We start from the raw sequence: 25,878 nt of genomic DNA, 5'->3' as shown, positions 1-25,878 counted from the left end.
CCCGCGGCTCCCCGGCCGCCGCCACCGCCGCTCCGGTTGCCGCTGCCGCTTCCGCTGTTCCTGCCGTTGCTTCGCATCAAATGTCCGTCTTGTCGTCTGCGTGAGTGTCCGGGGCGTACGGTGCGTCCGGATCGAACGACGGAACGCCTTCCAGGGTGTCGGCCTCGATCGCGTCCGCCTCCGGAAGGAAGGGCGCGAGTTCCGGAAGCTCGTCCAGACCACGCAGGCCCATCCGCTCCAGGAAATAGTTCGTCGTCCTGTACAGGATCGCACCTGTTTCGGGTTCCGCTCCCGCCTCCTCGACCAGACCGCGCTGGAGGAGGGTCCGCATGACCCCGTCACAGTTCACTCCGCGTACGGCCGAGACCCTCGACCGGCTGACCGGCTGGCGGTACGCCACGACCGCCAGGGTCTCCAGCGCGGCCTGGGTGAGCCGGGCCTGCTGGCCGTCGAGCACGAAGCCCTCGACGGCCTCCGCGTACTCGGGCCGCGAGTAGAAACGCCACCCGCCCGCGACGAGCCGCAGCTCGAATCCGCGCCGCTGGACGGTGTACTCGTCGGCCAGCTCGCGCAGCGCGTCGGCGACCGCCCGGCGCGGCCGGTCCAGGACCTTGGCCAGGTGTTCCTCGGTCGCGGGCTCGTCGACGACCATGAGGACCGCTTCCAGGGCGGGCTTGAGATCGAGGTCGGCGACCGTCGGCTGCTCGCTCACACCTTCTCCTCGCTCTCGTTCTTCTTTTTCTTCGTTTCCTTCGGGTCCGTGACGTCCACGGGGTCGGGCGGGCGGTCGAACTCGTCCGTCACCCTCGGCGTCCCGTCGTCGTCCCCGCCCGTCCAGCGCACCATGAGCGGCCCCAGGGCCTCGTCCTGGTCCAGGGCGACGGCCTTCTCCCGGTAGAGCTCCAGCAGCGCGAGGAAGCGCGCCACGACGGTGAGTGTGTCCGGGGCGCCCTCGGCGAGTGTCGCGAAACTCACCTCGCCGGCCGCCCGCAGCAGCGCCACGACGATCCCCGCCTGCTCCTGGACGGAGACGAGCGGCGCGTGGATGTGGTCGATGTACACCTGCGGCGTGGGCCTGGGCTGCATCGCCTTGACCGCGAGTGCGGCGAAGCCCTCGGGGCCGATGCTGATGACGACCTCGGGGAGCAGCGCGGCGTGGTGCGGTTCCAGGCCGACGGTACGGGGGTAGCGCCGCGACTCGGAGTCCAGCCGGGCGCTGAGGATCTCGGCGATCCGCTTGTACGCGCGGTACTGGAGCAGCCGGGCGAAGAGCAGGTCCCTGGCCTCCAGCAGCGCCAGGTCGCCCTCGTCCTCCACCTCGGCGGACGGCAGCAGGCGCGCGGCCTTGAGGTCGAGGAGCGTCGCGGCGACGACCAGGAACTCGGTGGTCTGGTCGAGGTCCCAGTCGGGCCCCATGGCGCGGATGTGCACCATGAACTCGTCGGTGACCTTGGAGAGCGCGACCTCGGTGACGTCCATCTTGTGCTTCGAGATCAGCTGGAGGAGCAGATCGAAGGGCCCCTCGAAGTTCGCGAGCCGAACGGTGAACCGCCCGTCGTCGGGCTCGGGTTGGGGAGCGGTGCCCTCGCCGCGTACGGGGACGGGCTCGGGTACGGGATCCGGCTCCGGCTCCGGCTTCGGTACGGGCTCGGCCGCGCGCTCCGGCTCAGGCGCCGGTTCCGGCTCGGGCTTCGCCGGCCCGGGCACCACGGGCTCCGGCACCACCGGCACCACCGGCACCACCGACGGCTCGTCCGGCTCCGCGGCCGGCGGCTCGACCGCCGCGCCACCCGCCCCCGGCCCGCGCCCCAGCGCGCGGCGGGACGAACGGGCGGCGGGGTCGTCGGTCGGCGGCATGGCGGTCCAGGGGGCGGGAGGAGCGAGGCGTGGCCCGCCGAGGCTACCTTCAGCGCCCGCGCAGGCGCCGTACGAGAATGCTCGCGTCGCCGCGCGACTCCAGGTCGGCGAGGACCACGGCGACCGCCTCGCGGACGATCCGCCCCCGGTCCACGGCGAGCCCGTGCTCGCCCCGCAGCACCAGACGCGCGTGCTCCAGGTCCATCAGCTCCTCGGCGGAGACGTAGACCGTGATCTTCTCGTCGTGCCGTTCGCGCCCGCTGGGGCGGCGGTTGGCCCCGCGGCCCCCTCGGCGGCGCTGACCGCCCTGCTGGCCGACGGTGGGCGTACCACCGCCGCCACCGCCGTTACCGCCGCCGTCCTGCGACCCCTGGGGCCGGCGCTGCTGCTCCTGGTCGGGGGTGCGGCTGCGGGACGTCGCCGACGAGTCCGCGTCGGTCGCCGAGTGCTCCTGGGCCGGTGCCGGTGCCGCCGCCTTCGCGGCCCCCGGCTGTTCGGCGCCCTGGTCGCCTTCCTGGGCCGGTGCCGGGACCCGCGGCTCACCGTTCGCGGTACGCCGCCGGTCGCCCGGCGAGGAAGCCTGGAGCGCCATGCCCCCGGTCGTACGGAACAGCTCGTCGGCCCCGGGCAGACTCACTCGGCGTGACACCGGGCGAGCACCTCCCTGGCGAGCTGGCGGTAGGCGGCGGCGCCCACGGAGTTGGAGGCGTAGGTGGTGATGGGTTCACCGGCGACCGTGGTCTCCGGGAAGCGCACGGTCCGGCCGATCACCGTGTGGTAGACGTGATCGTCGAAGGCCTCGACGACCCGCGCCAGGACCTCGCGGCTGTGCACCGTGCGGGAGTCGTACATCGTGGCGAGGATGCCGTCGAGCTCCAGCTCCGGGTTGAGCCGCTCCTGGACCTTCTCGATGGTCTCGGTGAGCAGGGCCACACCGCGCAGCGCGAAGAACTCGCACTCCAGGGGGACGATCACCTTGTGCGCGGCGGTCAGCGCGTTCACGGTCAGCAGACCGAGCGACGGCTGGCAGTCGATCACGATGTAGTCGTAGTCCTGCATCAGAGGCTTGAGCGCCCGCTGGAGCGTGGACTCCCTGGCCACCTCGCTCACCAGCTGCACCTCGGCGGCCGAGAGGTCGATGTTGCTCGGGAGCAGGTCCATGTTGGGCACGGCGGTCTTCAGGAGCACCTCGTCGGCCGACATGCCCCGCTCCATGAGCAGGTTGTAGACCGTGAGGTCGAGCTCCATCGGGTTGACGCCCAGACCGACGGACAGGGCGCCCTGCGGGTCGAAGTCGACGAGCAGCACCCGCCGTCCGTACTCCGCGAGCGCGGCGCCCAGGTTGATGGTCGACGTGGTCTTGCCGACGCCGCCCTTCTGGTTGCACATCGCGATGATCTTCGCGGGGCCGTGGTCGGTGACCGGGCCGGGGATCGGGAAGTACGGCAGGGGACGCCCGGTCGGGCCGATTCGCTCGCGGCGCTGGCGTGCCGCGTCGGGGGCGAGGGTGGCCGCGTACTCGGGGTCGGGCTCGTACTCGGCGTCGGGGTCGTAGAAGTGCCCCTCGGGCACCTCGTCGAAGTCGGCGAAGTGGGTGGACTCTCGGCCACTCTCGTTGCCGGCCATGGCGTTCACGTGTTGGCCGTCCATCGTCTGGTGGGCTGTCGTCAGGTGCTGATGGGTGGTGAAGGTGCGGACAGCGACGGAGCCGACGGCCTCTAGCCCGGACGACGGGCTCCGGTGGCCCATCACAGGCATTCCTGGTTGACCACCCCCGGGAGTAAATGTCGACTCATTCACAAGTCGTCTTACCTCCTTGGACGTGACCAGGAAACTTATCGATAGGTCAGCGTGGCACCATGCCGACGGTTGGCGACTCTATGGCGTGTCACCACTCCGCAGCAACACAATCCGCCGGACCCGGCCCGATGTGTCGGCAACCGAACACCCTTGTGTCAAGGGCGCGCAGACCCCCGCCGAGGCGCTTCACACGGGCGCGAAAGGGTTAAAGGGTTACGTTCGAGGCGAGTTGAGCGCGGGCCCGGAAGTGGCCGGACACACAGCCGGCCGGACCTTGCCGAGCAAGATCCGGCCGGGGGCGCGAGGTTGACGGACGCCGTTGACGGGTCAGGCCAGAACGGTGGCCAGTTCGGTGTACGGAAGGCCGTGGGCCTCGGCCACGGAACCGTAAGTGACCTGCCCGTCATGGGTGTTGAGGCCCTTGGCCAGCGCCGGGTCACGGCGCAGCGCCTCGGTCCAGCCGAGGTCGGCGAGCGCCACGATGTAGGGAAGTGTGGCGTTGGTCAGCGCGTACGTCGACGTGTTCGGCACGGCGCCCGGCATGTTGGCGACGCAGTAGAAGACCGAGTCGTGGATCCGGAAGGTCGGCTCGGCGTGGGTGGTGGGGTGTGAATCCTCGAAGCAACCACCCTGATCGATTGCAATGTCGACAAGTACACTTCCGGGCTTCATCTTGGCCACGAGCGCGTTGGTGACCAACTTCGGGGCCTTCGCTCCGGGGATCAGAACGGCGCCGATGACGAGGTCGGCCTCGACGACCGCGCGCTCCAGTTCGTACGCGTTGGAGACAATGGTCTGCACCTTTGTGCCGAAGACTTTGTCGGCCTCGCGCAGTTTGTCGATGTCCCGGTCGAGCAGCGTCACATGGAAGCCCATGCCGACGGCGATCTGCGTGGCGCTCCAGCCGGAGACACCGCCGCCGATGACGACGGCGCGGCCCGGAGCCGTACCGGGAACGCCGCCCGGCAGCACGCCACGGCCGCCCACCGAGCGCATCAGGTGGTACGCGCCGACCTGCGGGGCCAGCCGGCCGGCGACCTCGGACATCGGGGCGAGCAGCGGGAGGCGGCGGTTGGCGGTCTCGACGGTCTCGTACGCGATGGCGGTGGTGCGGGACTTCAGCAGCGCGTCCGTGCACTCGCGGGAGGCGGCGAGATGCAGGTATGTGAAGAGGGTCTGGTCCTTGCGGAGGCGGTGGTACTCCTCGGCGATGGGCTCCTTGACCTTCAGTACGAGGTCGGCGGTGGCCCAGACCTCGTCCGCGGTGGGCAGGATCCGGGCGCCGGCGGCGGTGAACTCGGCGTCCGTGATGGAGGAGCCGGCGCCGGCGTCCCGCTCGATGACGACCTGGTGACCGTGGCGCACGAGCTCGTGCACTCCGGCGGGGGTGATGGCCACCCGGAACTCGTTGTTCTTGACCTCGCGGGGGATGCCGACGAGCACGATGATCACGGTCCTTGGCTCAGGGGTTACTCGGGCAATGCCCCCCAAACCCATACGCCGACGGCGCATCGGAAGGCATCGTTGCCGGTTACGACAGAGCCAGTCTAATGAAGGACTTCCCGCTGTCTAGCCTTGCAAAGCATCAACCTTCTGCCGAGGTGCTACGGATTTCGTAGGTGGAGGTGTCGGTTCCGAGCAGACGATCGGAGGCGTTGCGGTGCAGCCGGGCCGCCGTAGGGTCGCCGAGACGGTCCAGCGTGTCCGCGAGCCGGAGCTCCAGCGCGGCCTGGAGACGGGTGTCGCCGGCCAGCCGCGCGTACTCCACGGCCTCCTGGCAGGTGTGCAGCGACTCCTCGGGACGGTCCGCGTACTCCTGGACCCTGGCGGCCTCGCTGAGCGCGCGGGCCTGGCCGGGGAGGTCCCGGAGCCTGCGGTGGCCCGCCGCGGCGGCGCGCCAGTGGCGCAGCGCCTCGCCGTAGCGGCCCGCGTAGGTGTGGACGGTGCCGAGCCGTCCGTACAGCCGCGCCTCGTCGGCCCGCTCGCCGCGGCTGAGCCGCTGCGCGAGGGCGCGGCCGTACCAGTCGGCGGCGCGGTGCCAGTCCTGGAGTTCCTGGTAGGCGCCGCCCACGGATTCCATCGCGCGGCCGGTGGCGTAGTGGTCGTTCGCGGCCCTTCCGGCGTCCAGGGCGGTCCGGTAGCGGGCCAGGGCGTCGTGCGTACGGCCCGACCTGGCGTCCAGATCGCCGATGTTGAGCAGCGCGGCGGCCTCCTCGCGGTGCAGTCCCTGACGCTCGGCGACACCGAGGACGAGTTGGTGGAGCCCGTACAGGTCCGGCGCCGCCGCGTCCGTGCCCTGGTGCGCGGCGAGCGCCCGCACGAGCGCGGAGACCAGCCTGCGGGCGAGGGTGTCCAGCTCGCCGTCGGCCACGGCGAGCCGGGCGGACGCCAGGAGGGCGGGCCTGCGGGACCGCAGCCAGTCGGCGGCGGCCCGGGTGGTCGGGAAGCGCACGGCGCGGGGCAGCGCGGCGTGCTTCTTACGGGCCGGGGAGCCGTCGGGCTCGGTGACGGCGCGGCACGACTGGAGCAGCCGTACGGTCCGCTCCAGCATCCGGGCCCTGGCGAGCTGCACCTCACCGGGGCGGTCGTGCGCCCGCAGCAGCGCGCGCATCAGCGGGGCGAGGGCGCCGATGATCTCGAACTGCTCCCCGGCCGGGCGCAGCAGGTTCAGCGCGGCGAGATCGTCCAGCGCCGCACTGGCCGCGGAGACGGAACATCCCGCCAGCGCGGACGCGGTGTGGGCGTCGGCGAATCCGGCGGGGGCGAGTGCGAGCAGCCGCAGCATCCCGGCGGTGGAGGGCGGCAGGTCCTCGTACACGAACCGGAAGGCACGCGCCAACAGGCGGGAGCTCTGCGGTTGTCCGAGGTCCTCGGGGACGGCGCGCAGCCGCTTGGCGACATCGGCGACCGAGACCCTGGGGTGGGCGGCGAGCCAGCCGCCGACGAGGGCGAGCGCGGCGGGCTGGCCACCGCACTCCTCCGCCAGGGACTCGGCGGCCTGCGGGTCGACGGTGATCCGTACGGATCCGGTGAAGGTTCCGAGGAGTTCGATCGCGGCCTTGGCGTCCAGGCCGCCGATGGTGCACGGCCGGATGTCCGGGATACCGGTGAGCGGGCCGCGCGCGACGGCGACGACGAGGCAGTCCGGATTCTCGGGGAGCAGGAGGTCGACCTGCTCGGCGTCGTGCGCGTCGTCGAGGAGCAGCAGGACACGGCGTACGGCCAGTGCCTCGCGCACCATCTCGGACAGCTCGTCGTCACCGGCGCCGGCCGGCACGGGGATGTCGAACTCACCGAGGAGGTCGCGTGCGGTGCGCTCGACGGGGATGGGCTCACCGCCCGGCTCGGTGAGCCGGATGTGCAGCACCCCGTCCGGATACCGCCGTCCCACCTGCCGCGCCAACTCCCGCGCGAGCGCGGTCCGTCCGGCCCCTCGCTGCCCCGCGATGAGCAGCACCCGGGTATGGGCGGCCCCGCGCCCGGCGATGGTGTTGAGTCCGGCCCGCTCGATGTCGGTGTGCAGAGCCTTCAACTCCCGCTGCCGCCCGAAGAACCAGCGGGCGGGGCTGGGTGACGCGGTGCGGCTCGCGGTGGGGGGCGCGGCGCGGACGGCGGCGGGAGGGACCCCGCGCGTGTCGGCGCCCCGCCGGTCGGATGACGGCGCGGAACCACCGGAGACCGGCCGGGCGGGCGGCCCCACATGCGGACCCTCGTCCGCGTACGGCACGGCCGGAGGAACCGAAGGGCCGGCGGGCGCCGCGGCTCCGCCGCGTGGACCGGCCGCGGCCTCCGCCTCCGCCGGGGCCGGGGCGTCGAGCTCCTTCGCCGTGACCAGGTCAGGGGGCGTCGTCGCCGGTGCGGCGGAGTCGGGCGGGCCGGGGGTGTCCTCCGGCGCGGTCGGGGTCGACGACGCCGAGGATCCGGCGGCCGGCACGCGGTCGGCCCGCGCCTCTGCGCCGCGCGGGGCGGGCTTCCGGCGTCCGGCGCCCGTACCGCCGGCGCCCTCCGGGGCCGCCGGGGCGCCGGCGGACGCCCGTCGCGCACGGGTGGCGGTCGGCGGGCCCGTCCGCGTTTCGGCGCCGCCGCGTGGAGTGGACTTCTTGCGCGCGGGATCGGGTTCGGGGGCGTCAGCCTTCGACGAGGTGGTGGCTGACCGGCGGTCAGAGGTCCGGCGCGCGCGAGCGGTTGACGCAGCCGCCTCGGGAACCTGCTCGTCCGGCGTCGACACGCCGTCGGAGTCCACCCTCGTACGAGCGCTCCGGCGACGGCGGGGCGGGGCGGGCCTGACTGCTGACGTGTCGTCAGGTGGCGCCGTTTCGGGGGGAGTTGAGGATCCGCCGTCCAAGTCCACCGCCTGGTCCGTCACGGCCACGCTCCTTCCCTCGCCCGTTCGGCGGGGTGCGCACGAGTCGAGCCCGGCGGGTGTCCGCACGGGTGATTCGAGCGTAGTTCACGCTGTGCGACGAACCGCGCGGGCGCGGCGACAAATCCCCCAATCGGATCAGCAGTTCGTCTTACTGGGTCGGGGCCGGGACCGGGCCCCGACTCCCCGCCCTCACGCCTCGAACGGCCGCGCCGGCCACTCCGCGTCCGCCGGACGCAGCGCGCCCGGACCGTCCCCCGCCAGCACCGCCGTCAGCGACATCACGCCCACCACGAGCGCGTTGTTGTGCAGCTCGCCCGCCAGTACGCCCCGTACCAGCTCCGTCAGCGGCACCCGCGCCTGCTCCATGTCCGCCTCCTCCTCGGAGACGTCGAAGCGCTCGCCCTCCGCCTCCGACAGGTCGCGCGCCAGGAAGACGCGTACGGACTCGTCGCAGCCGCCCGGCGTGGTGTAGACGTCCGTCAGCACCCGCCAGTCCTCCGCCTTGACGTGCGCCTCCTCGTACAGCTCCCGCTGCGCCGCGTGCAGCGGGTTCTCGCCGGGGATGTCGAGCAGGCCGGCCGGGATCTCCCACAGCTTCTGGCGGACGGGATGCCGGTACTGGCGCAGGACCAGCACGCGGTCCGACTCGTCCAGGGCGAGGATCGCCACCGAACCCGGATGGACCTGGTAGTCACGGCGCGCGACCGAACCGTCGGGCATGACCACGTCGTCCGTACGGACGCTGGTCTTGTTGCCCCGGAACGGCGTCGCCGTGGCCGTGATCCGCCACTCCTCGGGGGTGTCCTTGATCGCCATCGAAACGTCCTCCCACACAGCGGAAACCGAGGCACGGATCCCGGTGCCCGGGAGAGCCGTACCTCGGTCAACGTTATCGCCTCGGGTCCGCGCCCTACGCGCCCTGCTGACGCTCCACGGCGGCCTTGACCAGCCCCGCGAAGAGCGGGTGCGGCCTCGTGGGACGCGACCGGAGCTCCGGGTGCGCCTGCGTGGCGACCAGGTACGGGTGCACCGTGCGCGGGTACTCCACGTACTCGACGAGCTTGTTGTCGGGCGACGTGCCCGAGAAGACGAGACCCGCCTTCTTCTCCAGCTCGGCGCGGTAGGTGTTGTTGACCTCGTAGCGGTGACGGTGGCGCTCCTCCACGTACGGCTGGTCGTCGTAGACGCCCCGCACGATCGAGCCGTCCGCGAGCTTCGCCGGGTACAGGCCGAGCCGCATCGTGCCGCCGAGGTCGCCGGCGCCTTCCACGTAGGCGAGCTGCTCCTCCATCGTGGAGATCACCGGATGGGCCGTCGCGGCGTCGAACTCAGTGGAGTTGGCGTCCGGGTTGTCCAGGAGGTTGCGCGCGGCCTCGATGATGATGCACTGGAGGCCCAGGCAGATACCCAGCAATGGGATCTTCTGTTCGCGTGCGTACTGGATCGCCCCGACCTTGCCGGTGACCCCGCGCTCGCCGAATCCGCCGGGGATCAGGATGCCGTCGACGTCCCCGAGCTGCCGCGCCGCGCCCGCGGGCGTCTTGCAGTCGTCCGAGGTGACCCACTTGACCTTGACCCGCGCCTTGTTGGCGAAGCCGCCGGCCCGCAGCGCCTCCGTCACCGACAGATACGCGTCGGGCAGGTCGATGTACTTGCCGACGAGCGCGACGGTGACCTCGTGGTCGGGGTTGTGCACCCGGTCCAGCAGGTCGTCCCAGACGGTCCAGTCGACGTCGCGGAACGGCAGGTCCAGCTTCCGTACGACGTACGCGTCCAGGCCCTCGGTGTGCAGCACCTTCGGGATGTCGTAGATGGACTTCGCGTCGATCGCCGCGACCACGGCCGCCTCGTCCACGTCGCACATCAGCGAGATCTTGCGCTTGATCGAGAGGGGCACCTCGCGGTCGGCGCGCAGCACGATCGCGTCCGGCTGAATACCGATGCTCCGCAGCGCGGCGACCGAGTGCTGCGTGGGCTTGGTCTTCAGCTCTCCGGAGGGGCCGATGTACGGGAGCAGCGAGATGTGCACGACGAAGACGTTGTCGCGGCCCACCTCGTGGCGGACCTGGCGGACGGTCTCCAGGAACGGCTGCGACTCGATGTCGCCGACCGTGCCGCCGACCTCCGTGATGACGACGTCGACGTCGTCGGTCGCCATGCGCCGGATGCGGTGCTTGATCTCGTTGGTGATGTGCGGGATGACCTGGACGGTGTCGCCGAGGTACTCGCCGCGCCGCTCCTTGGCGATGACCGTGGAGTAGACCTGGCCGGTGGTGACGTTGGCCGAGCCGTCGAGGTCGACGTCCAGGAAGCGCTCGTAGTGCCCGATGTCCAGATCGGTCTCGGCGCCGTCGTTGGTGACGAACACCTCACCGTGCTGGAACGGGTTCATCGTGCCCGGATCGACATTCAGATACGGGTCGAGCTTCTGCATGGTGACCCGCAGGCCCCGCGCCTTGAGGAGGGCCCCCAGGCTGGAGGCGGTCAGGCCCTTGCCGAGGGAGGAAGCGACGCCCCCGGTGACGAAGATGTGCTTGGTCGTCGAGGAGGTCGAGGATCGGTTCGGCATGGCCAAGAGGGGGCTCCCGTGGTCGCGGTCTGAGGTGCGTACCGACGCCCCTGTCCGAGGGATCACCGGCGCGAACCGGTGGATCTGGAGGGGTGCCGTCGCTGCGGTTCGGGGCCCCTGAGAAGCGCTGGGGGGCCATCCGCCCACGGGCCACCAGGGTATCAGCGACGGCGGGGGCACGTTCCCTTCGACCACGCTCCGGGCCTGCGCCGACCGCGCGCCCACCCCGGGGAACGGGCACGGCGCGTGAGCGCGGGCGCGCCCGGGATCGCCTCGTGGCGGCGGCCCGGCCACATCGACACCGGGGACTTGTCAGGGGTAGATCAGGGGCGGTTTCCAGCCAACGCAGCGTCCGCGTCCACGGCCTTCCCGGACCCTCCGGCGCCGATCCGAGATCACAAGTTGATCAACCCTGTGAGCCTTGATGATCAGCGGACTGTCACCGAACGATCACCCCAGGGTCACCGGACCGTCGGCACTCAGTCGTCGAACCGTCACCGCACGTCATCGGACGTGCGGCGGCCCGGGCTGTGTCAGTCTTGGCCCACTCGTTCGGCTCACTTGTGTTGCCGGGACACCTGCGCGGATCTCCGGGGTGCGTCGTATCCTGCTCGGACATTCGCTGCCGAGTCCGGCCGGCAAACGGCAATATCCCGCCCGTGTTCCCGGAAAAAGAGCTCGTCAACGACCCTTGACCGCAGTAAGCGCCCCCCGGGGCGAACGTGGCCGTTCGACTGGAGATGCACGTGGCCGGGCGCATCGAGGATTACGCACTCATCGGAGACATGCAGACCGCCGCCCTGGTCTGCCGGGACGGCACAGTCGACTGGCTGTGCCTGCCCCGCTTCGACTCACACGCCGTGTTCGCGGCGCTGCTGGGGACCGACGAACACGGTTTCTGGCGGCTCGGACCGGCCTCTCCGGCGGGAGCCGAACCACCGCGGGCCGACCGGCGCCGCTACGTGGGCGACTCCCTGATCCTGGAATCGGAATGGGACACGCCGCGCGGCACGGTCAGAGTGACCGATTTCATGCCCCCGCGTGACGGCGCGCCGCAGCTGATCCGGATCGTGGAGGGCGTCAGCGGCCGGGTGCCTATGCGCTCGGCGCTGCGGATGCGCTTCAGCTACGGCCGGGTGGTGCCCTGGGTGCACCAGGTGGACAACCGCACCGTCGCCGTGGCCGGGCCGGACTCGATCTGGCTCGACACCGAGGCGGACACGTACGGCAAGAACCTGACGACGTACTCCGACTTCACCGTGGCGCCCGGCGACCGTGTCGCCTTCACCATCAGCTGGCAGCCCTCGCACCGGCAGCCGCCCGCGCTGCCGGACCCCGAGGGATCGCTGGAGGCGACGTCGGACTTCTGGCGCGAGTGGGTCGAGCACTGCACGTACCACGGCCCCTACCGCGAGGCCGTCGTCCGCTCGCTGATCACGCTGAAGGCCCTGACGTACGCGCCGACCGGCGGCATCGTCGCCGCGCCCACCACGTCGCTGCCCGAGGACATCGGCGGCTCCCGTAACTGGGACTACCGCTACACCTGGCTGCGCGACGCCGCCATCACCCTGTCCTCGCTGCTGCGCACCGGCTACCGCGAGGAGGCCCGCGCCTGGCGCGAGTGGCTGCTGCGGGCCGTCGCCGGCGACCCCGAGAATCTCCAGATCATGTACGGGATCGCGGGCGAGCGTGAGCTGGGCGAGGCGGAGCTGGACTGGCTGCCGGGGTACGAGAACTCGGGCCCCGTCCGGGTCGGCAACGGCGCGGCGCACCAGCTCCAGCTCGACGTGTACGGCGAGGTCACCGAGGCCCTGCATCTGGCGCACATGACGGGCCTGGCACGCAACGACTACGCCTCGCTGCTCCAGCTCAAGCTGATCGAGTATCTGGAGACCCACTGGGACCAGCCGGACGAGGGCATCTGGGAGGTGCGCGGACCGCGCCGCCACTTCGTGCACTCGAAGGTGATGGCGTGGGTCGCGGTCGACCGGACGATCAAACTGATCGAGTCCGGCGACGCGGACGGCCCGCTGGAGCGCTGGCGCGAGATGCGCGACGACATCCACCACGACGTGTGTGAGAAGGGTTACGACAAGGAACGCAACACCTTCACACAGTCGTACGGCTCCAAGGAGCTGGACGCCTCACTCCTGCTGATCCCGCAGATGGGCTTCCTGCCGCCGGACGACAAGCGCGTCATCGGCACCATCGAGGCGATCCAGCGCGAGCTGTCCACGGAGGACGGCTTCGTCCTGCGCTACCCCACCTCGGGCGACGACGCGGGCGTGGACGGTCTGGAGGGCGACGAAGGCGCGTTCCTGGCCTGCTCGTTCTGGCTGGCCGACGATCTCGCGATGATCGGCCGGGTCGACGAGGCCCGCAAGCTCTTCGAGAAGCTGCTGGCACTCCGCAACGACCTGGGGCTGCTCGCCGAGGAGTGGGACTCACGGCTCCAGCGGCAGGTCGGCAACTTCCCGCAGGCGTTCAGTCATGTGCCGCTGATCGACACGGCGCTGCGGCTGACGGCGTCGGGGGCGTACGGAGGCTGAGGCCGGGGGTGACACCCGGTGGAGCGGCCCGCGCGGGTCCGGAGACGTCCCGGAGACATCCGGGACGGACACCGGCGCGCGGGCCGGGTAGCGTCCGATCCATGGACGATCAGGCGGGAATCACCGTGCGACGGGCCCTGGAGCTGCCGGGGCTCCGTGGCGGGCTCCCGGAGGTCGTCGCCGGGGCCGACCGGCTGCACCGCACCGTGCGCTGGGTGCACGCGGGCGAGGTGCCGAACATCGCGTCCCTCCTCAAGGGCGGCGAGCTGCTGCTCACCACCGGCATCGGGCTGGGCACCCGCCCCGCGGAACAGCGCGCCTTCGTGCGCACCCTCGCCGACCGCGGGATCGCGGCGCTGGTCGTGGAGCTGGGGCCGCGGTTCGGGCGGCTGCCCGCCGCGGTCGTGGAGGCGGCGCGGGCGGCCGGGCTGCCGCTGGTGCAGCTCCACCGCGAGGTGCCGTTCGTCTCGGTGACCGAGGAGGTCCACACCGAGATCGTCAACGGCCACTACGCGCTGCTGCGCCAGGCCGAGGAGGTCCACCGGCGGTGCACGGACGCGCTGCTCGACGGCGGCGGCGTACCCCAGGTGCTGCGTATCCTCGCCGACTTCGCCGGCAACCCCGTCTTCCTGGAGACCGCCGACGGGCAGCTGCTGTACGCGGCGGCCGGCGCGTCGGGACCGCCGACGGCCGCGGAACCGCTCCAGGTGTGGGAGGGACTGCGGGCGCGGCGGGCCGACCGCGAGGCGGGGCCGCCGGCGGGCACGGTGCTGGTGGACGTGCCCGGTGGCGGGCACGGGGCCGGTGCCGTACGCGCCCGGCTCGTACTGCCTCCGGTGTCGGCCCCGCTGCTCCCCGTGCACCGGATGGCGGCCGAGCGGGCGGCGGGCATCCTGGCGGTCGTGCTGATGCAGGCGCGCCAGGAGGACGAGCTGGCCGCGCGGGGCCGGGGCGACTTCCTCACCGACCTCGCGGAGGGCCGTGTCGCGGCGGACGACGCGCCCGCGCAGGCCGCGGTGCTGGGCTTCCGGCCGGGCGAGGGGCCGCTGATGCCGGTGGTGATGCGGCTGGGCCCCGAGTCGGCTCCGTGGGGCGACTGGGCGCCGCTGGCACGGGCCGTGCTGGAGGAGCTGGCGTCCCTGGGAGTGCCGGTTCTGCTGGGCGTACGTCCGGTGGAGGGCCGCGTGCCACTGCTGCTCGGGCTGCGCTCCGAGTCCGAACGCGCGGCGGTGGCCGACCGGGTGGCCGCGGCGCTGCGGGCGGGCGTGGAACGGGCCGGCCTGGAGCGTCCCGGTGGCCGGCGGCCCGTGGTGGTCGTCGGGGTCCCGGGCGGCTGGGCGGCGGCGAGCGCGGGACTGCGTCACGCGGCGGAGACCGCCGCGGCGGCGGGCGGCCTGCCGGAACGGCCGTGGCACGACGCCAGGCGGCTGGACATCGACCTGCTGCTGTGGCGGCTGCGGGACCACCCGGACCTGTCGGCGTTCGTGGACCGCGCGATCGGCCCACTGCTCTCCCACGACCGTGTCTCCCGCGCCCCGTTGCTGCCGACGCTGACGACGTTCCTGGACCACGCGGGCCGCAAGGCGGAGACGGCGCGCGAACTGCACCTGAACCGCCAGACGCTCTACAACCGGCTGGCCCGCATCTCCGAACTGCTCGGCACGGACCTGGACGACCCGCAGACGGTGCTGGCCCTGAGCCTGGCGTTGCGCGCGCGGCGCCACGTCGGCTGAGCGGGTCCGGCGCGGGCCGGACAGCACGGCCCGTCGGGTCGCCCGTCGCGCTCACGCCGCGCCGTGGCCGCGTCAGCGCGGTGGTGAGGGCTGCGTCAGTTCGTCGTAGACGCTCAGCACTTGGGCGATCGTGTGGTCCTCCGTCGGCCACGTCGCCGCGCGGACCGGGCCCGCCGCCGCGAGTTGCGCGCGCCGGTCGGGGTCGGCCAGCAGACGGGCCACCGTGTCCGCGAGCGCGGTGGCGTCGCCGTACGGGATCAACTCCGCCGCGTCGCCGACCAGTTCGGGGACGGCTCCGACCGCCGTGGCGACCAGGGGGACGCCGAGCCGCAGCGCCTCCTGGGCCAGCAGCGACCGGGCCTCCCAGCGGCTGGGCAGCAGCGCGATGTCCGCGGCGGCCAGGAGTTCCGTCACGTCGTCGCGGCGGCCGACGAGGCTGACCGGCAGGCGCTCGTTGTCGATCCGCCCCTGGAGCGCGGCCCGTTCGCGGCCCTCGCCGGCGATGACGAGCAGCGGTTCGGGGTCGAGACCCCGCCACGCCCTCGCGGCGTCCAGCAGCGTGCCGTACCCCCGGTCCGGTACGAGGCTGCCGACCGCCATCAGCAACGGCCGCCCCACCGCGCCGAGTTCGGCGCGGGCCTTGCCGCCGTCGTCGTACTCGGCGTCGTCGATGGGCGCCGGGGCCCGGCGCGGGGCCGGGAAGGCGACCGGCGCGAGGCGCGCGTCGCGGGCGCCGCGCTTGCGGGCCCGGTCGACCAGTTCGGACGAGGCGCCGAGCACAACGGCCGCCGCCCGGACGGCCCTTCGCTCCAGCAGCCGCAGCAGATGGCCGCGCGGCCCGTCCGCGTGTACGCGGGTGTGCCAGGTGACGACGAGCGGCACGCGCTGCCCGCCGAGAGCGACCGCCGCGCGTACGGCGGCGTGCAGTCCGTGCGCGTGCACCACGTCGGCGGCGGCGCACGCGGCCCGCAGCGCCCCGAGGGAGACGGGATCGCCGCGCCGGGCCACCGGCACATGGTCGGCGCCGCAGCCCCGGAAGTCGTAGACCCGCTCCAGCGAGTCCGGCGCGCAGACCGTGACCCGTACGCCCCGGGCGACGAGCCCGGCCGACAGCGACCTGACGTGCGCGCTGCTGCCCGCGCTGCCACCGCCGAGCACCTGGACCGTACGCAGCTGTGTCACGAGTCCAAGGCTCCTGTTCCGGTGGTGTGTGCTGCGCCAAGGATGCCAGCCGGTACGGACCTTCCGGCACCGAGGGGGCGTCGCGGGTGTGTCGGTCGCCCGGCTCCCCACCCAACATCACTCACACGAGTGACCCGGCGACGCGCACCTTGTACGGTACCGCCGGTCCGAGGCCCGCCGGACAGGCCCTACGCGTCCGCGCGGGCCGTCGCGAGCAGTTCCTCGGCGTGCGCGCGGGCCGTCTCGGAGTCCTCCTGGCCCGCCAGCATCCGCGACAACTCCCGTACCCGGTCCTCGCCTTCGAGGACGGTCACACCGGACCGCGTCACCGAGCCGTCGTGTCTCTTCTCCACCAGCAGTTGCCGGTCGGCGAAGGCCGCCACCTGCGGCAGGTGCGTCACGACCACCACCTGCGCGGATTTCGCGAGCTTCGCGAGCCGCCGGCCGACCTCGACCGCCGCCTTGCCGCCGACGCCCGCGTCCACCTCGTCGAAGAGGTACGTCGGTACGGGATCGGACCCGGCGAAGACCACCTCCACCGCGAGCATCACGCGCGACAGCTCACCACCGGACGCGCCCTTGGCGATCGGCCGCGGCTGGGCGCCGGGGTGCGGGGCCAGCAGCAGTTCGACCTCGTCGGCGCCGGACGGGCCGAACGCCACCGGGCGGCCGTCCACCTCGACACCGTTCGGGTCCTCGTTCTGCGTCACGTCGAAGGAGACGCGCGCGTGCGGCATGGCCAGGGACGCGAGTTCGGCGGTGACGGCTTCCGCGAAGCGCGCCGCCGCCTCCGTGCGGGCGTCGGTCAACGCCTGTGCCAGACCGGAGAGTTCACCCAACAGGGTGGTGTGCTCGGCGGTCAGCTCGCCGATCCGCTCGTCGTCGCCTTCGAGTTCGGTCAGACGTGCCGCGTTCTCCTGGGCCCAGGCCAGCACGCCGTCGATGTCCTGGCCGTACTTGCGCGTCAGCCCGGTGAGCGCCGCCCGCCGCTCCTCGACCACCGCGAGCCGCCGCGGGTCGGAGTCCAGATTGTCGGCGTAACCGGCGAGTTCGCCCGCCACGTCCGCCAGCAGGATCGCGATCTCGCCCATCCGGTCGGCGAGCGCGGCCAGGGCCGGGTCGTGGGACCGTACGGCTTCCAGGGCGCGTCCCGCGCCGCCGACGAGCGTCGTCGCGTCGCCGCCCTCCGCCGGGTCCTCGGGGTTGCCGGCGAGCGCCGCGTGGGCGACGGACGCCGCGGCCGCCAGCGCCTCGGCGTGGCCGAGCCGTTCGGCCTCGGCGGCCAGTTCGGAATCCTCGCCCGGCAGGGGCTCGACGGCGGCGATCTCGTTCAGCCCGAAGCGCAGCAGGTCCGCCTCCTGCGCCCGTTCCCGGGCGCGGGTGGTCAGCTCCGCCAGCTCGGTGGCGACCGTCCGCAACCGCCGGTACGCGTCCGTGTACGTGGCGAGCGGCGCGGCGACCGCGCCCCCCGCGTACCGGTCGAGCGCCTGCCGCTGCCGCGCGGGCCGCAGCAGGCCCTGCTGGTCGGTCTGCCCGTGCACGGCGACGAGGTCGTCCGCCAGCTCGGCCAGCACGCCCACCGGCACGGAACGCCCGCCGATATGGGCGCGTGAGCGCCCCTCGGCCGAGACGGTCCGGCTGATCAGCAGCGCGCCGTCGTCGAGTTCGGCGCCCGCCTCCTCCGCACGCCTGGCCGCCGGGGCGTCGGCGGCCATGGTGAGCCGCCCCTCCACCACCGCGGCCTTGGCACCGATCCGCACCAGGGCGGCGTCGGCGCGACCGCCGAGCAGCAGCCCCAGGCTGGTGACGACCATGGTCTTGCCCGCGCCGGTCTCGCCGGTCACCGCAGTGAAGCCCGGCGACAGCTCGACCACCGCGTCGTCGATGACCCCGAGCGACCGTATCCGCATCTCCTCCAACACGGACACGACCTTACGAGGTCCGGAGCCCGGTGTGCGACGGCCCCCGCCCTCCGGTTCGGTCACGGGGCCGCTCAGGGGGCCGGTATCGGCTCATCTCGCGGGCAGGGCGCGGCGCGGGAGCCGTACGTATGGGATCCACCCTGACCTGCGCACCCTCTCCCGCGCGGCCGAGACCGTCCTCGACCAGGGCGTCGTGCGGCCGGCGTCGGAGGAGCGGCCGGGGGAATCGCGCGGCGCCGCACAGCCGCGTGGTGAGGAGATGGTGCGGTACGGCACCGTCTGCGGTGTTATCGACCGTGTACTCGTGAAAGCCGTGGAGACCCCGCGGCCCGCTGAAGCGGAACCGCACCGCACCGCACCGCACCGCACCCAGCGGTCGGCCTGCCGCCGTACGCCGCCCTCCGCCCGCTCCCGGCGGGCGGGGACGTACCGGAGACCACCGCCGCGCCCGTCGCCGAGGGCGCGGCGGCCCTCCTCCGTCCCCACGCCGTCGGGAGACACGACCTAGTGCGGCGCCCCGCGCCACCCCGCCACCGGGAGGGCGAACTTCGCCACCAGCCGGTCCGTGAACGACGCCTGGTGCAGTCGCGCCAGCCGTACGGGCACCGCCCCGCGCCGTACCTCCACCCGCGCGCCCGCGGGCAGCTCCACCGTCCTGCGTCCGTCGCACCACAGCACCCCGTGCGGCGTGTGCTGCTGCACCTCCACCGCGAGCACCGACTTCGGCGACGTCACCAGCGGCTTCGCGAACAGCGCGTGCGCGCTGATCGGCACCATCAGCAGCGCCTCCACCTCCGGCCACACCACGGGGCCGCCGGCCGAGAAGGCGTACGCCGTCGAACCGGTCGGCGTGGCGCAGACGATGCCGTCGCAGCCGAAGCCGGTCACCGGCCGCCCGTCGATCTCCAGGACGACCTCCAGCATCCGCTCGGGCGAGACCTTCTGCACGGCCGCCTCGTTGAGCGCCCAGTCCCGGTGCACGACAGTGCCGTTGCTGCGCACGAGGACGTCGATGGTCATCCGTTCCTCGACCTCGTACGCGCGGGTCACGACCCGGTCGACGACCTTGTCGAGGTCGTCGCGCTCCGCCTCCGCGAGGAAGCCGACGCGGCCCAGGTTGACGCCGAGCATCGGCACCCCCGAGGCGCGCGCGAAGGCGGCGCCGCGCAGCAGCGTGCCGTCGCCGCCGAGCACGATCAGCAGTTCACAGCCGTTCAGCGCGCCGGACGTGCCCGCCGGGACGGTTTCGACGGCCGCCGGGAGCGGCAGGTCGGCCGCCTCGGCGGCCAGCACCCGTACACCGAGGCCGTGGCGCAACAGTCCCCGCACCACCAGTTCGGCGCTGCGGATCGCGGCGGGCCTGCCGGTGTGAGCCAGCAGGAAGACCGTGCGGCGCTCCGCTGCCGGCCCCGCTTCCGGCTCCACGCCCTGCGCCACGCCCGGCTCCGCAGCGGCCTGAGCCGTCTGTTCCGCGTTCGTCGTCAACGGGGTCCCTCCGCCACAGCACGGTCGACATCGGCCGGGTCGACATCGGGCGCCCCGGCGGTGAGCCACAGGAAGTACTCGACGTTCCCGGCGGGTCCGGGCAGCGGGCTCGCGGTGACACCGCGGGTCCCGAGGCCGAGTTCCGCCGCCTTGCGCGCCACTGTCCGTACGGCCTCGGCCCGCAGCTCCGGGCTGCGCACGACGCCACCGCTGCCGAGGCGTTCCTTGCCGACCTCGAACTGCGGCTTGACCATGAGCACCAGGTCCGCGTCGGGCGCGGCGCACCGCGCCAGCGCGGGCAGCACCAGGCCCAGCGGAATGAACGACAGATCCCCCACGATCAGGTCCACCGGCTCTCCTTCGATGATCTCCAGCGTCAACTCACGTACGTTCGTACGGTCCTTGACGGTGACGCGTTCATCGCTCTGGAGAGACCAGGCGAGTTGCCCGTAGCCGACGTCGACGGCGACGACCTGCCGGACCCCGGCCCGCAGCAGAACGTCGGTGAAGCCGCCCGTCGACGCGCCCGCGTCCAGCGCCCTGCGTCCCTCGATCCGCAGGCCCCGGGGCACGAAGGCGGCGAGGGCGCCCGCGAGTTTGTGGCCGCCGCGCGAGACGTACCCGGGGTCGCCACCGTCCTCGGCGACGACCAGGGCGGCGCTCTTCTCGACCTGGGTGGCCGGCTTGGTCGCGGTGGCGCCGCCGACGGTCACCCGTCCCGCGGCGATCAGTTGGGTCGCGTGCTCGCGTGAGCGCGCGAGTTTGCGGCGTACCAGCTCGGCGTCGAGGCGTTGGCGTGCCACTCCTGCCACGTTCGGTTCAGCTCCTGTGGTCGTACGACGGCGAGGGGCCGGGTCGGGGGGCGACCTGGCCAGATGCGGGGCGTACGTCGAGCGCGGTCAGCGCGTCGCGCAGGCCCCGGTGCACATCCTCGTACACGTCGAGGTGGCCGTCCGCCGGGAGGTGGTCGGCGTGACCCAGTCCGGCCAGGATCCCGTCCACCTCGGGACTGCCGGTGGGGACGCGCTCGATGCCGAGCGGCGCGGGGGCCGCGGGGTCGTGGACAGCGTCGGGGGACTCCGGTGGAGGGGAGGCGTGCTCCTGGCCGGCCGGGCCCGCCGTCTCGTCGCTCATACCCAGACGCTACCGCGAAGCCCTGCGGTACCGTCGCTCACGATGGCGACGAAGGAGGAGTGCCGCAGCGCACTCGACAAGCTCTCGGACAACATGGCACGGGCGGACGACGGGATCCGCGGGGCGAGCGGTTTCGACCGCTCGCTGAGCTGCCACATCACCGACCTCGACACGACCTTCACGGGCCGGATCGACGACGGCCGGATCGAGGTGCTGGAGACCCACGACGGCCCGCCGCGTGAGAAGGCGCAGATCAGGCTCGCCATGGCGGGCGACGATCTGGTCGCCATGGTCGGCGGCGAGCTGAACTTCGCCAAGGCGTGGGGCTCGGGGCGGGTCAGACTCGAAGCGGGCTTCCGCGATCTGCTGCGGCTGCGCTCGCTGCTCTGAACGACTCCGCTCGCGACGCGCCGCCCGGCCCCCGCAGGGCGCGCCCACGGCTCACTTGGCCGGCCCCACGGGCACGCCGTGCCGCGCCCCGCGCGCGGCCGGGACGACCAGCGGGGTGCCCGTCTCGGGGTCGTCGATGACCTGGCAGCGGAGCCCGAAGACGCGCTCGACCAGCTCCGCGGTCACGACCTCGGCCGGCGGCCCCTCGGCGTAGATCTCGCCCTCGCGCATGGCGATGAGGTGCGTGGCGTAGCGGGCGGCGTGGTTGAGGTCGTGCAGGACGGCGACGAGCGTACGGCCCTGGGTCTCGTGCAGATCGGCGCAGAGGTCGAGGACATCGATCTGGTACTGGATGTCCAGGAACGTGGTGGGCTCGTCCAGGAGCAGCAACGGGGTCTGCTGGGCGAGCGCCATGGCGATCCAGACCCGCTGCCGCTGGCCGCCGGACAATTCGTCGACATACCGATCCGCCAGCTCGCCGATACCGGTCGACGCCATCGACTCCTCGACAATCCGTTCGTCCTCCGGGGACCACTGGCGCAACAGCGCCTGGTGCGGATAGCGGCCCCGGGCGACGAGGTCGGCGACCGTGATGCCGTCCGGCGCGATGGACGACTGCGGCAGCAGTCCCAGTGTCCGGGCGACCTTCTTGGCGGGCATGGAGTGGATGGCCGCACCGTCGAGCAGGACGCGGCCCCGGGAGGGCTTGAGCATCCGCGACAGGGCCCGCAACAGGGTCGATTTCCCACAGGCGTTGGGGCCGACGATCACGGTGAACGAGTTGTCGGGGATCTCGACCGACAGATCGCGGGCGATGACCCGCTGGTCGTAGCCGAGGGTCACCGTTTCCGCCGTGAGGCGCTGCATGGTCGTACTCCTGGGGGTGCGGAGGGCGGGGACGGAGAAGTCGGTGGCAGGGGTGGCGGGAGCGGGGGACTGGCCGACGGGCGCCCCGGCGCTCAAATACGCCCCGCCTTGCGCTCGGTGACCAGCAGCCAGAGCAGATAGCAGCCGCCGAGCACCCCGGTCACCACACCGGCCGGCAGCAGGCGGTCGCCGAACGCCGACGTCGCGGCCCAGTCGGCGGCCAGCAGCAGCAGCGCGCCCATCGCCGCGGCCGGGCCGAGGTTGGGGCCCGGCGAGCGGGTCAGCCGGCGTGCCAGCTGAGGCGCGCTGAGGGCGACGAAGGTGATGGGCCCGGCCGCGGCGGTGGCGACGGAGACGAGCAGCACGGCGGCGCCCATCAGGACGAGCCGGGTGCGTTCGACCCGTACCCCGAGCGCGTACGCCGCGTCGTCGCCCATCTCCAGCATGCGCAACGGCCGTCCGTAGCCGAGCGCGAGCGGGATCAGTACGGCGCAGACGGCGAGCAGCGGCCAGACCTGCGCCCAGTCCCGGCCGTCGAGCGATCCCGTCATCCAGAGCACGGCGCGCGTGGCGTCGATGAGGCTGGCCTTGGTGATCAGGTAGTGGTTGACCGCCGTGAGCATCGCGGCGACGCCGATGCCGATGAGGACCAGCCGGTAGCCGTGCACGCCGCGTCTCCAGGCGAGCAGATAGATTCCCGTACCGGTCAGCAGGCCGCCGACGACGGCGCCGCCCGCGACGGCGGCCGAGCCGCCCTGGAAGACGACGATCGCGGTGAGCGCGCCGACGGTCGCGCCCTGGCCGAAGCCGATGACGTCCGGACTGCCCAGCGGATTGCGGGAGATGGACTGGAAGACCGCCCCGCCGACCCCGAGGGCCGCGCCCACGAGCAGGCCCACCAGGATTCTCGGCAGCCGCAGGTCCTGGACGATAAACTCCTGTGCCACCGTGCCGTTTCCGAGCAGGGTCGCCACGACATCGCCGGGCGCCATCGGGAAGTCGCCCTGTCCGATGAGGACCACGGACATCGCGCACACGGCGGCCAGGAGCAGCAGGACGACGAGGCCGGAGCGGACGTCGAACCGGAGGGAGAGACCGCCGGGTGTGCGGACCGAGCGCGTGGCGGTGCGGACCGCGCGCGCCGGTCGCCTCCGCCCGCCCTTTCCGGCGGCGGTGGTGGTGGCGGTCTCGGTGGTCAGGTCTTCGCTCACAGCTGGGCCATCCTCTTGCGACGTACGAGCTGGATGAAGACGGGCCCGCCGACGATCGCGGTGACGATGCCGACCTGCACCTCGGCCGGCCGCGCGACGACGCGCCCGATCACGTCGGCGCCCAGCAGCAGGACGGGCGAGAGCACGGCGGCGTACGGCAGGATCCACCGCATGTCCGGCCCGGTGATGGCCCGTACGAGGTGCGGCACCATCAGGCCGACGAAGACGATCGGCCCGCAGGCCGCGGTCGCGCCGCCGCACAGCAGGGTGACGCAGACCATGGCGAGGACGCGCGTACGGGTCAGGTTGGCGCCCAGCGACCTGGCGGTGTCGTCGCCCATCTCCAGCGCGTTCAGCGGCCGGGCGATCAACAGCGCGAGCGCGATGCCGACGGCGATGAACGGCCACACCTTGCCGACGGTCGACATGTCGGCCGACGCGAGGGACCCCACGGTCCAGAAGCGCAGCCGGTCGAGGGCCGCCGAGTCCAGCAGCTGTACCGCGTTGACGTAGCCGAAGAGGGCCGCCGTGGCCGCGGTGCCGGCGAGGGCGAGCCGTACGGGGGTGGCGCCGCGGCTGCCGCCGAGCGCGTACACGACCACGGAGACGACCGCCGCGCCGGCGAACGCGAACCACACGTAGCCGCCGATGGACGTGACGCCGAAGAAGCTGATCGCGGAGACCACGGCCGCGGCGGCGCCGGCGTTGACGCCCAACAGCCCCGGTTCGGCGAGGGGGTTGCGGGTCAGCGCCTGCATCACCGCGCCCGCGAGGCCGAGCGCCGCGCCGACGAGCAGCCCGAGCAGTGTCCTGGGCAGCCGGACGTCGACGACGATCACGTCGTTGCCGGTGCCGGAGTTGTGGAACAAGCCGTGCCATACGTCGCCGAGCGGTATCGACTTGGCGCCGACGGCTATACCGGCGGCACAGACAAGCAGCAGGACACCGACGGACACCAGCAGCCCGGCGGCGCGCAGCGTACGGCGCTTGCGGGTCACGGTGGGCGGTACGGGCTCCGCGCTCTGTTCGGATTCGGGGGGACTGTCGACCAACACGGGAGTTAGGTTAGCCTACCCTCATGCATGATCCTCCAGCGGGAAGCCACGAGGAAAGCACCGTCGTGAACAGTCCCCTTCCGGTTCCTGCCGGGCTCCCCCTCACCCGGCGCCGACCGCTGTCGGACACCGGCGCCCTCGGACTCGGCGCCCTGCTCACCGCCTGCGGCGACAGGAGCTGGAGCTTCGAGGACGACCGGGGCAGGACGGCGCGGACCGGCCAACCGCCGCAGAGGGTGGTCGCGTTCGTCAGCGCCGCCGCCGCGCTCCACGACTACGGCGTCGAGTGCGTGGGAGTCCTCGGCCCGACCGACCCCATCGGCGGCAAGCCCAACCCGCAGGCCGGTGAGCTCGACCTGACGAAGCTGACCGGTCTCGGCAAGGCGTGGGGCGAGTTCAACATCGAGAAGTACGCGGCTCTGGAGCCCGACCCGCTCATCAGCAACATGTTCCCGCCGCCGGACCTCTGGTACGTGCCGGCCGAGAGCGTGACGAAGATCGAGGCCCTCGCACCGAGCGTCGGCATCACCGCCCGCAAGGCCGTCGACGCCAAGGCCCGCTTCGACAGGGCGGAGAGGACACCGCGTCAGGCCGCGGCGGCGAAGAAGAAGGACGGCGGTCTCAAGGTCCACGCCATGACGGATGACGCCGGGCGGCCCACCTGGAACCGGCTGCCCGCCGTCAAGGCCGGCCAGATCACCCCCTGGTCCATGGAGAAGCGCTACAGCTACGCCGGTTACGCACCCGTGCTCGAACAACTCACCGCAGCCATCACGAAGTCGAGGAGCCTGGCCCGATGACCGACGCGCCGTTCCAGTTCTTCACCCTGCGGGTGCTGCGTACGACCCGCCCCACGCCTTCTTTCGTCCGCGTCACCTTCGGCGGTGACGACATCGCGCGCACGGCCACGGCCGGCCGGGACCAGCGCGTGAAGCTGTTCCTGCCGCGACCAGGCCAGGACGCCCCTGTCCTGCCCGGCCCGGACGACGGGCACTGGTGGGACGCGTGGCGCGCCCTCGATCCGGCCGTACGGGGCGTCATGCGGACGTACACGGTGCGCGAACTGCGCCGCGACCCGCAGGAGTTGGACGTCGACTTCGCCGTGCACGAACTGCCGCCGGGATCCGAGGAGGGACCGGCCACCCAGTGGGCACTGAACGCCGCGCACGGCGCCCGCGCCGGGATCCTCGCCCCGATCCACGAGGAGAACGCGGGCTACGACTTCCGACCGCCGGACGGCACCGACTGGATCCTGCTGACCGGCGACGAGTCCGCGCTCCCGGCGGTCGCCGGAATCCTGGAGTCCCTGCCGCCGGGCCTGCCCGCCCGGGTCTGGATCTCGCTCCAGCACGCCGCCGACCGGTGGGAACTTCCCACCAAGGCCGACGCGCACGTCACCTGGCTCGTACGGGACGAGTCCGCGCCCACCACCGAGGACGCGATCCGCGCGGCCGACAACCTGCCGGACGGCACGCCGTACGCCTGGATCGCGGGCGAGTCGGCGACGGTCAAGGCCGTACGCAGACACCTCGTCGGCGAGCGCGGCATCGACCGCAAGGCGGTGAAGTTCACCGGCTACTGGCGGCGCGGGACCTCCGAGGACGAGCTGCTGAGCTCGGGCGAGGACGCGTAGCGCCCCCCGGCGGGGTTTCGCGGACGGCAGGGTTTCGCGTGCCGGATTCCGGCGCTCCCGTGTCCTCGATCGCCGGGCGGCTCGGCCGAGCCGCCCGGCGATCGACGCGTCGCGGATCGACGCGT

Annotated in this window: 21 protein-coding genes; 5 read left to right on the top strand and 16 right to left on the bottom strand. The window is 72.7% G+C overall.

What is annotated here, in order from left to right; genetic code table 11:
• Positions 1-76: 76 nt before the first annotated feature.
• From scpB to pyrG, 8 genes are all read right to left on the bottom strand, one after another.
• The gene (gene scpB / locus P3L51_RS22540; protein WP_354607089.1) at positions 77-712 is read right to left on the bottom strand and encodes an SMC-Scp complex subunit ScpB; all 636 of its coding nucleotides are present in this window, start codon (positions 710-712) and stop codon (positions 77-79) included.
• Entirely contained in the window at positions 709-1,857 is a 1,149-nt protein-coding gene (locus P3L51_RS22535) for a segregation and condensation protein A (RefSeq protein WP_354607088.1), read from the bottom strand. Before P3L51_RS22535 ends, scpB begins: the two co-directional genes overlap by 4 nt.
• Before the next feature lie 49 nt (positions 1,858-1,906).
• Complete coding sequence (locus P3L51_RS22530; RefSeq protein ID WP_354607087.1) at positions 1,907-2,494, bottom strand: hypothetical protein; 588 nt, start codon at positions 2,492-2,494, stop codon at positions 1,907-1,909.
• The gene (locus tag P3L51_RS22525) at positions 2,491-3,615 is read right to left on the bottom strand and encodes a ParA family protein (protein ID WP_354607086.1); all 1,125 of its coding nucleotides are present in this window, start codon (positions 3,613-3,615) and stop codon (positions 2,491-2,493) included. The genes P3L51_RS22530 and P3L51_RS22525 overlap by 4 nt, the downstream gene beginning before the upstream one ends.
• A gap of 369 nt (positions 3,616-3,984) precedes the next feature.
• Positions 3,985-5,100 carry an alanine dehydrogenase gene (gene ald / locus P3L51_RS22520; protein WP_354607094.1) on the bottom strand — a complete coding sequence of 372 codons (1,116 nt, stop codon included), beginning with the start codon at positions 5,098-5,100 and terminating at the stop codon, positions 3,985-3,987.
• A gap of 142 nt (positions 5,101-5,242) precedes the next feature.
• Positions 5,243-7,591 (bottom strand): tetratricopeptide repeat protein, encoded by a 2,349-nt coding sequence (locus P3L51_RS22515; protein ID WP_354607085.1) that lies wholly within the window; start codon positions 7,589-7,591, stop codon positions 5,243-5,245.
• Positions 7,592-8,212: 621 nt separating this feature from the next.
• Complete coding sequence (locus tag P3L51_RS22510; protein ID WP_354607084.1) at positions 8,213-8,839, bottom strand: NUDIX domain-containing protein; 627 nt, start codon at positions 8,837-8,839, stop codon at positions 8,213-8,215.
• Between the two features lie 94 nt (positions 8,840-8,933).
• Positions 8,934-10,592, bottom strand: coding sequence for a CTP synthase (pyrG, locus tag P3L51_RS22505; protein ID WP_354607083.1), 1,659 nt, complete (start codon positions 10,590-10,592; stop codon positions 8,934-8,936).
• Positions 10,593-11,332: 740 nt separating this feature from the next.
• Here pyrG and P3L51_RS22500 point away from each other — a divergent pair.
• Together P3L51_RS22500 and P3L51_RS22495 are read left to right on the top strand one after the other, a co-directional pair.
• On the top strand, positions 11,333-13,141 hold the full coding sequence (locus tag P3L51_RS22500) for a glycoside hydrolase family 15 protein (protein WP_354607093.1): 1,809 nt from the start codon (positions 11,333-11,335) through the stop codon (positions 13,139-13,141).
• Between the two features lie 101 nt (positions 13,142-13,242).
• A complete protein-coding gene (locus P3L51_RS22495; protein ID WP_354607082.1) occupies positions 13,243-14,874 on the top strand; it encodes a PucR family transcriptional regulator in 1,632 nt (543 codons plus the stop codon).
• 72 nt (positions 14,875-14,946) lie between these two features.
• On the opposite strand, the gene P3L51_RS22490 is transcribed toward P3L51_RS22495, so the two are convergent.
• The 5 genes from P3L51_RS22490 to P3L51_RS22470 form a co-directional block, all read right to left on the bottom strand.
• Positions 14,947-16,056, bottom strand: a complete 1,110-nt coding sequence (locus P3L51_RS22490) for a glycosyltransferase family 4 protein (protein ID WP_354607081.1) — start codon at positions 16,054-16,056, stop codon at positions 14,947-14,949.
• 188 nt (positions 16,057-16,244) lie between these two features.
• The gene (gene recN, locus P3L51_RS22485) at positions 16,245-17,966 is read right to left on the bottom strand and encodes a DNA repair protein RecN (RefSeq protein ID WP_354607092.1); all 1,722 of its coding nucleotides are present in this window, start codon (positions 17,964-17,966) and stop codon (positions 16,245-16,247) included.
• 516 nt (positions 17,967-18,482) lie between these two features.
• Entirely contained in the window at positions 18,483-19,403 is a 921-nt protein-coding gene (locus tag P3L51_RS22480; protein WP_354607091.1) for an NAD kinase, read from the bottom strand.
• Between the two features lie 56 nt (positions 19,404-19,459).
• The gene (locus P3L51_RS22475; protein ID WP_354607080.1) at positions 19,460-20,275 is read right to left on the bottom strand and encodes a TlyA family RNA methyltransferase; all 816 of its coding nucleotides are present in this window, start codon (positions 20,273-20,275) and stop codon (positions 19,460-19,462) included.
• A gap of 7 nt (positions 20,276-20,282) precedes the next feature.
• Positions 20,283-20,597, bottom strand: a complete 315-nt coding sequence (locus tag P3L51_RS22470; RefSeq protein WP_354607079.1) for a hypothetical protein — start codon at positions 20,595-20,597, stop codon at positions 20,283-20,285.
• Positions 20,598-20,639: 42 nt separating this feature from the next.
• On the opposite strand from P3L51_RS22470, the gene P3L51_RS22465 reads away from it, so the two are divergent.
• A complete protein-coding gene (locus P3L51_RS22465) occupies positions 20,640-20,987 on the top strand; it encodes an SCP2 sterol-binding domain-containing protein (RefSeq protein WP_354607078.1) in 348 nt (115 codons plus the stop codon).
• A gap of 51 nt (positions 20,988-21,038) precedes the next feature.
• On the opposite strand, the gene P3L51_RS22460 is transcribed toward P3L51_RS22465, so the two are convergent.
• The 3 genes from P3L51_RS22460 to P3L51_RS22450 form a co-directional block, all read right to left on the bottom strand.
• Positions 21,039-21,854 (bottom strand): ABC transporter ATP-binding protein, encoded by an 816-nt coding sequence (locus P3L51_RS22460; RefSeq protein ID WP_354607077.1) that lies wholly within the window; start codon positions 21,852-21,854, stop codon positions 21,039-21,041.
• 92 nt (positions 21,855-21,946) lie between these two features.
• A complete protein-coding gene (locus tag P3L51_RS22455; protein WP_354607076.1) occupies positions 21,947-23,065 on the bottom strand; it encodes a FecCD family ABC transporter permease in 1,119 nt (372 codons plus the stop codon).
• Complete coding sequence (locus tag P3L51_RS22450) at positions 23,062-24,120, bottom strand: FecCD family ABC transporter permease (RefSeq protein WP_435594504.1); 1,059 nt, start codon at positions 24,118-24,120, stop codon at positions 23,062-23,064. The genes P3L51_RS22455 and P3L51_RS22450 overlap by 4 nt, the downstream gene beginning before the upstream one ends.
• Positions 24,121-24,185: 65 nt before the next feature.
• Between P3L51_RS22450 and P3L51_RS22445 the strand changes: the two genes are divergently transcribed.
• Together P3L51_RS22445 and P3L51_RS22440 are read left to right on the top strand one after the other, a co-directional pair.
• Positions 24,186-24,920 carry a hypothetical protein gene (locus P3L51_RS22445; protein ID WP_354607075.1) on the top strand — a complete coding sequence of 245 codons (735 nt, stop codon included), beginning with the start codon at positions 24,186-24,188 and terminating at the stop codon, positions 24,918-24,920.
• Positions 24,917-25,753 carry a siderophore-interacting protein gene (locus tag P3L51_RS22440; protein ID WP_354607074.1) on the top strand — a complete coding sequence of 279 codons (837 nt, stop codon included), beginning with the start codon at positions 24,917-24,919 and terminating at the stop codon, positions 25,751-25,753. Before P3L51_RS22445 ends, P3L51_RS22440 begins: the two co-directional genes overlap by 4 nt.
• The last annotated feature ends 125 nt before the right edge of the window (positions 25,754-25,878 follow it).

Origin of the sequence: Streptomyces panacea, from assembly GCF_040560175.1 — a bacterium.
Lineage (GTDB): Bacteria > Actinomycetota > Actinomycetes > Streptomycetales > Streptomycetaceae > Streptomyces > Streptomyces panacea.
The sequence above is the reverse complement of the archived record's forward strand: the minus strand, read 5'-3'. Positions and strand labels throughout refer to the sequence as shown.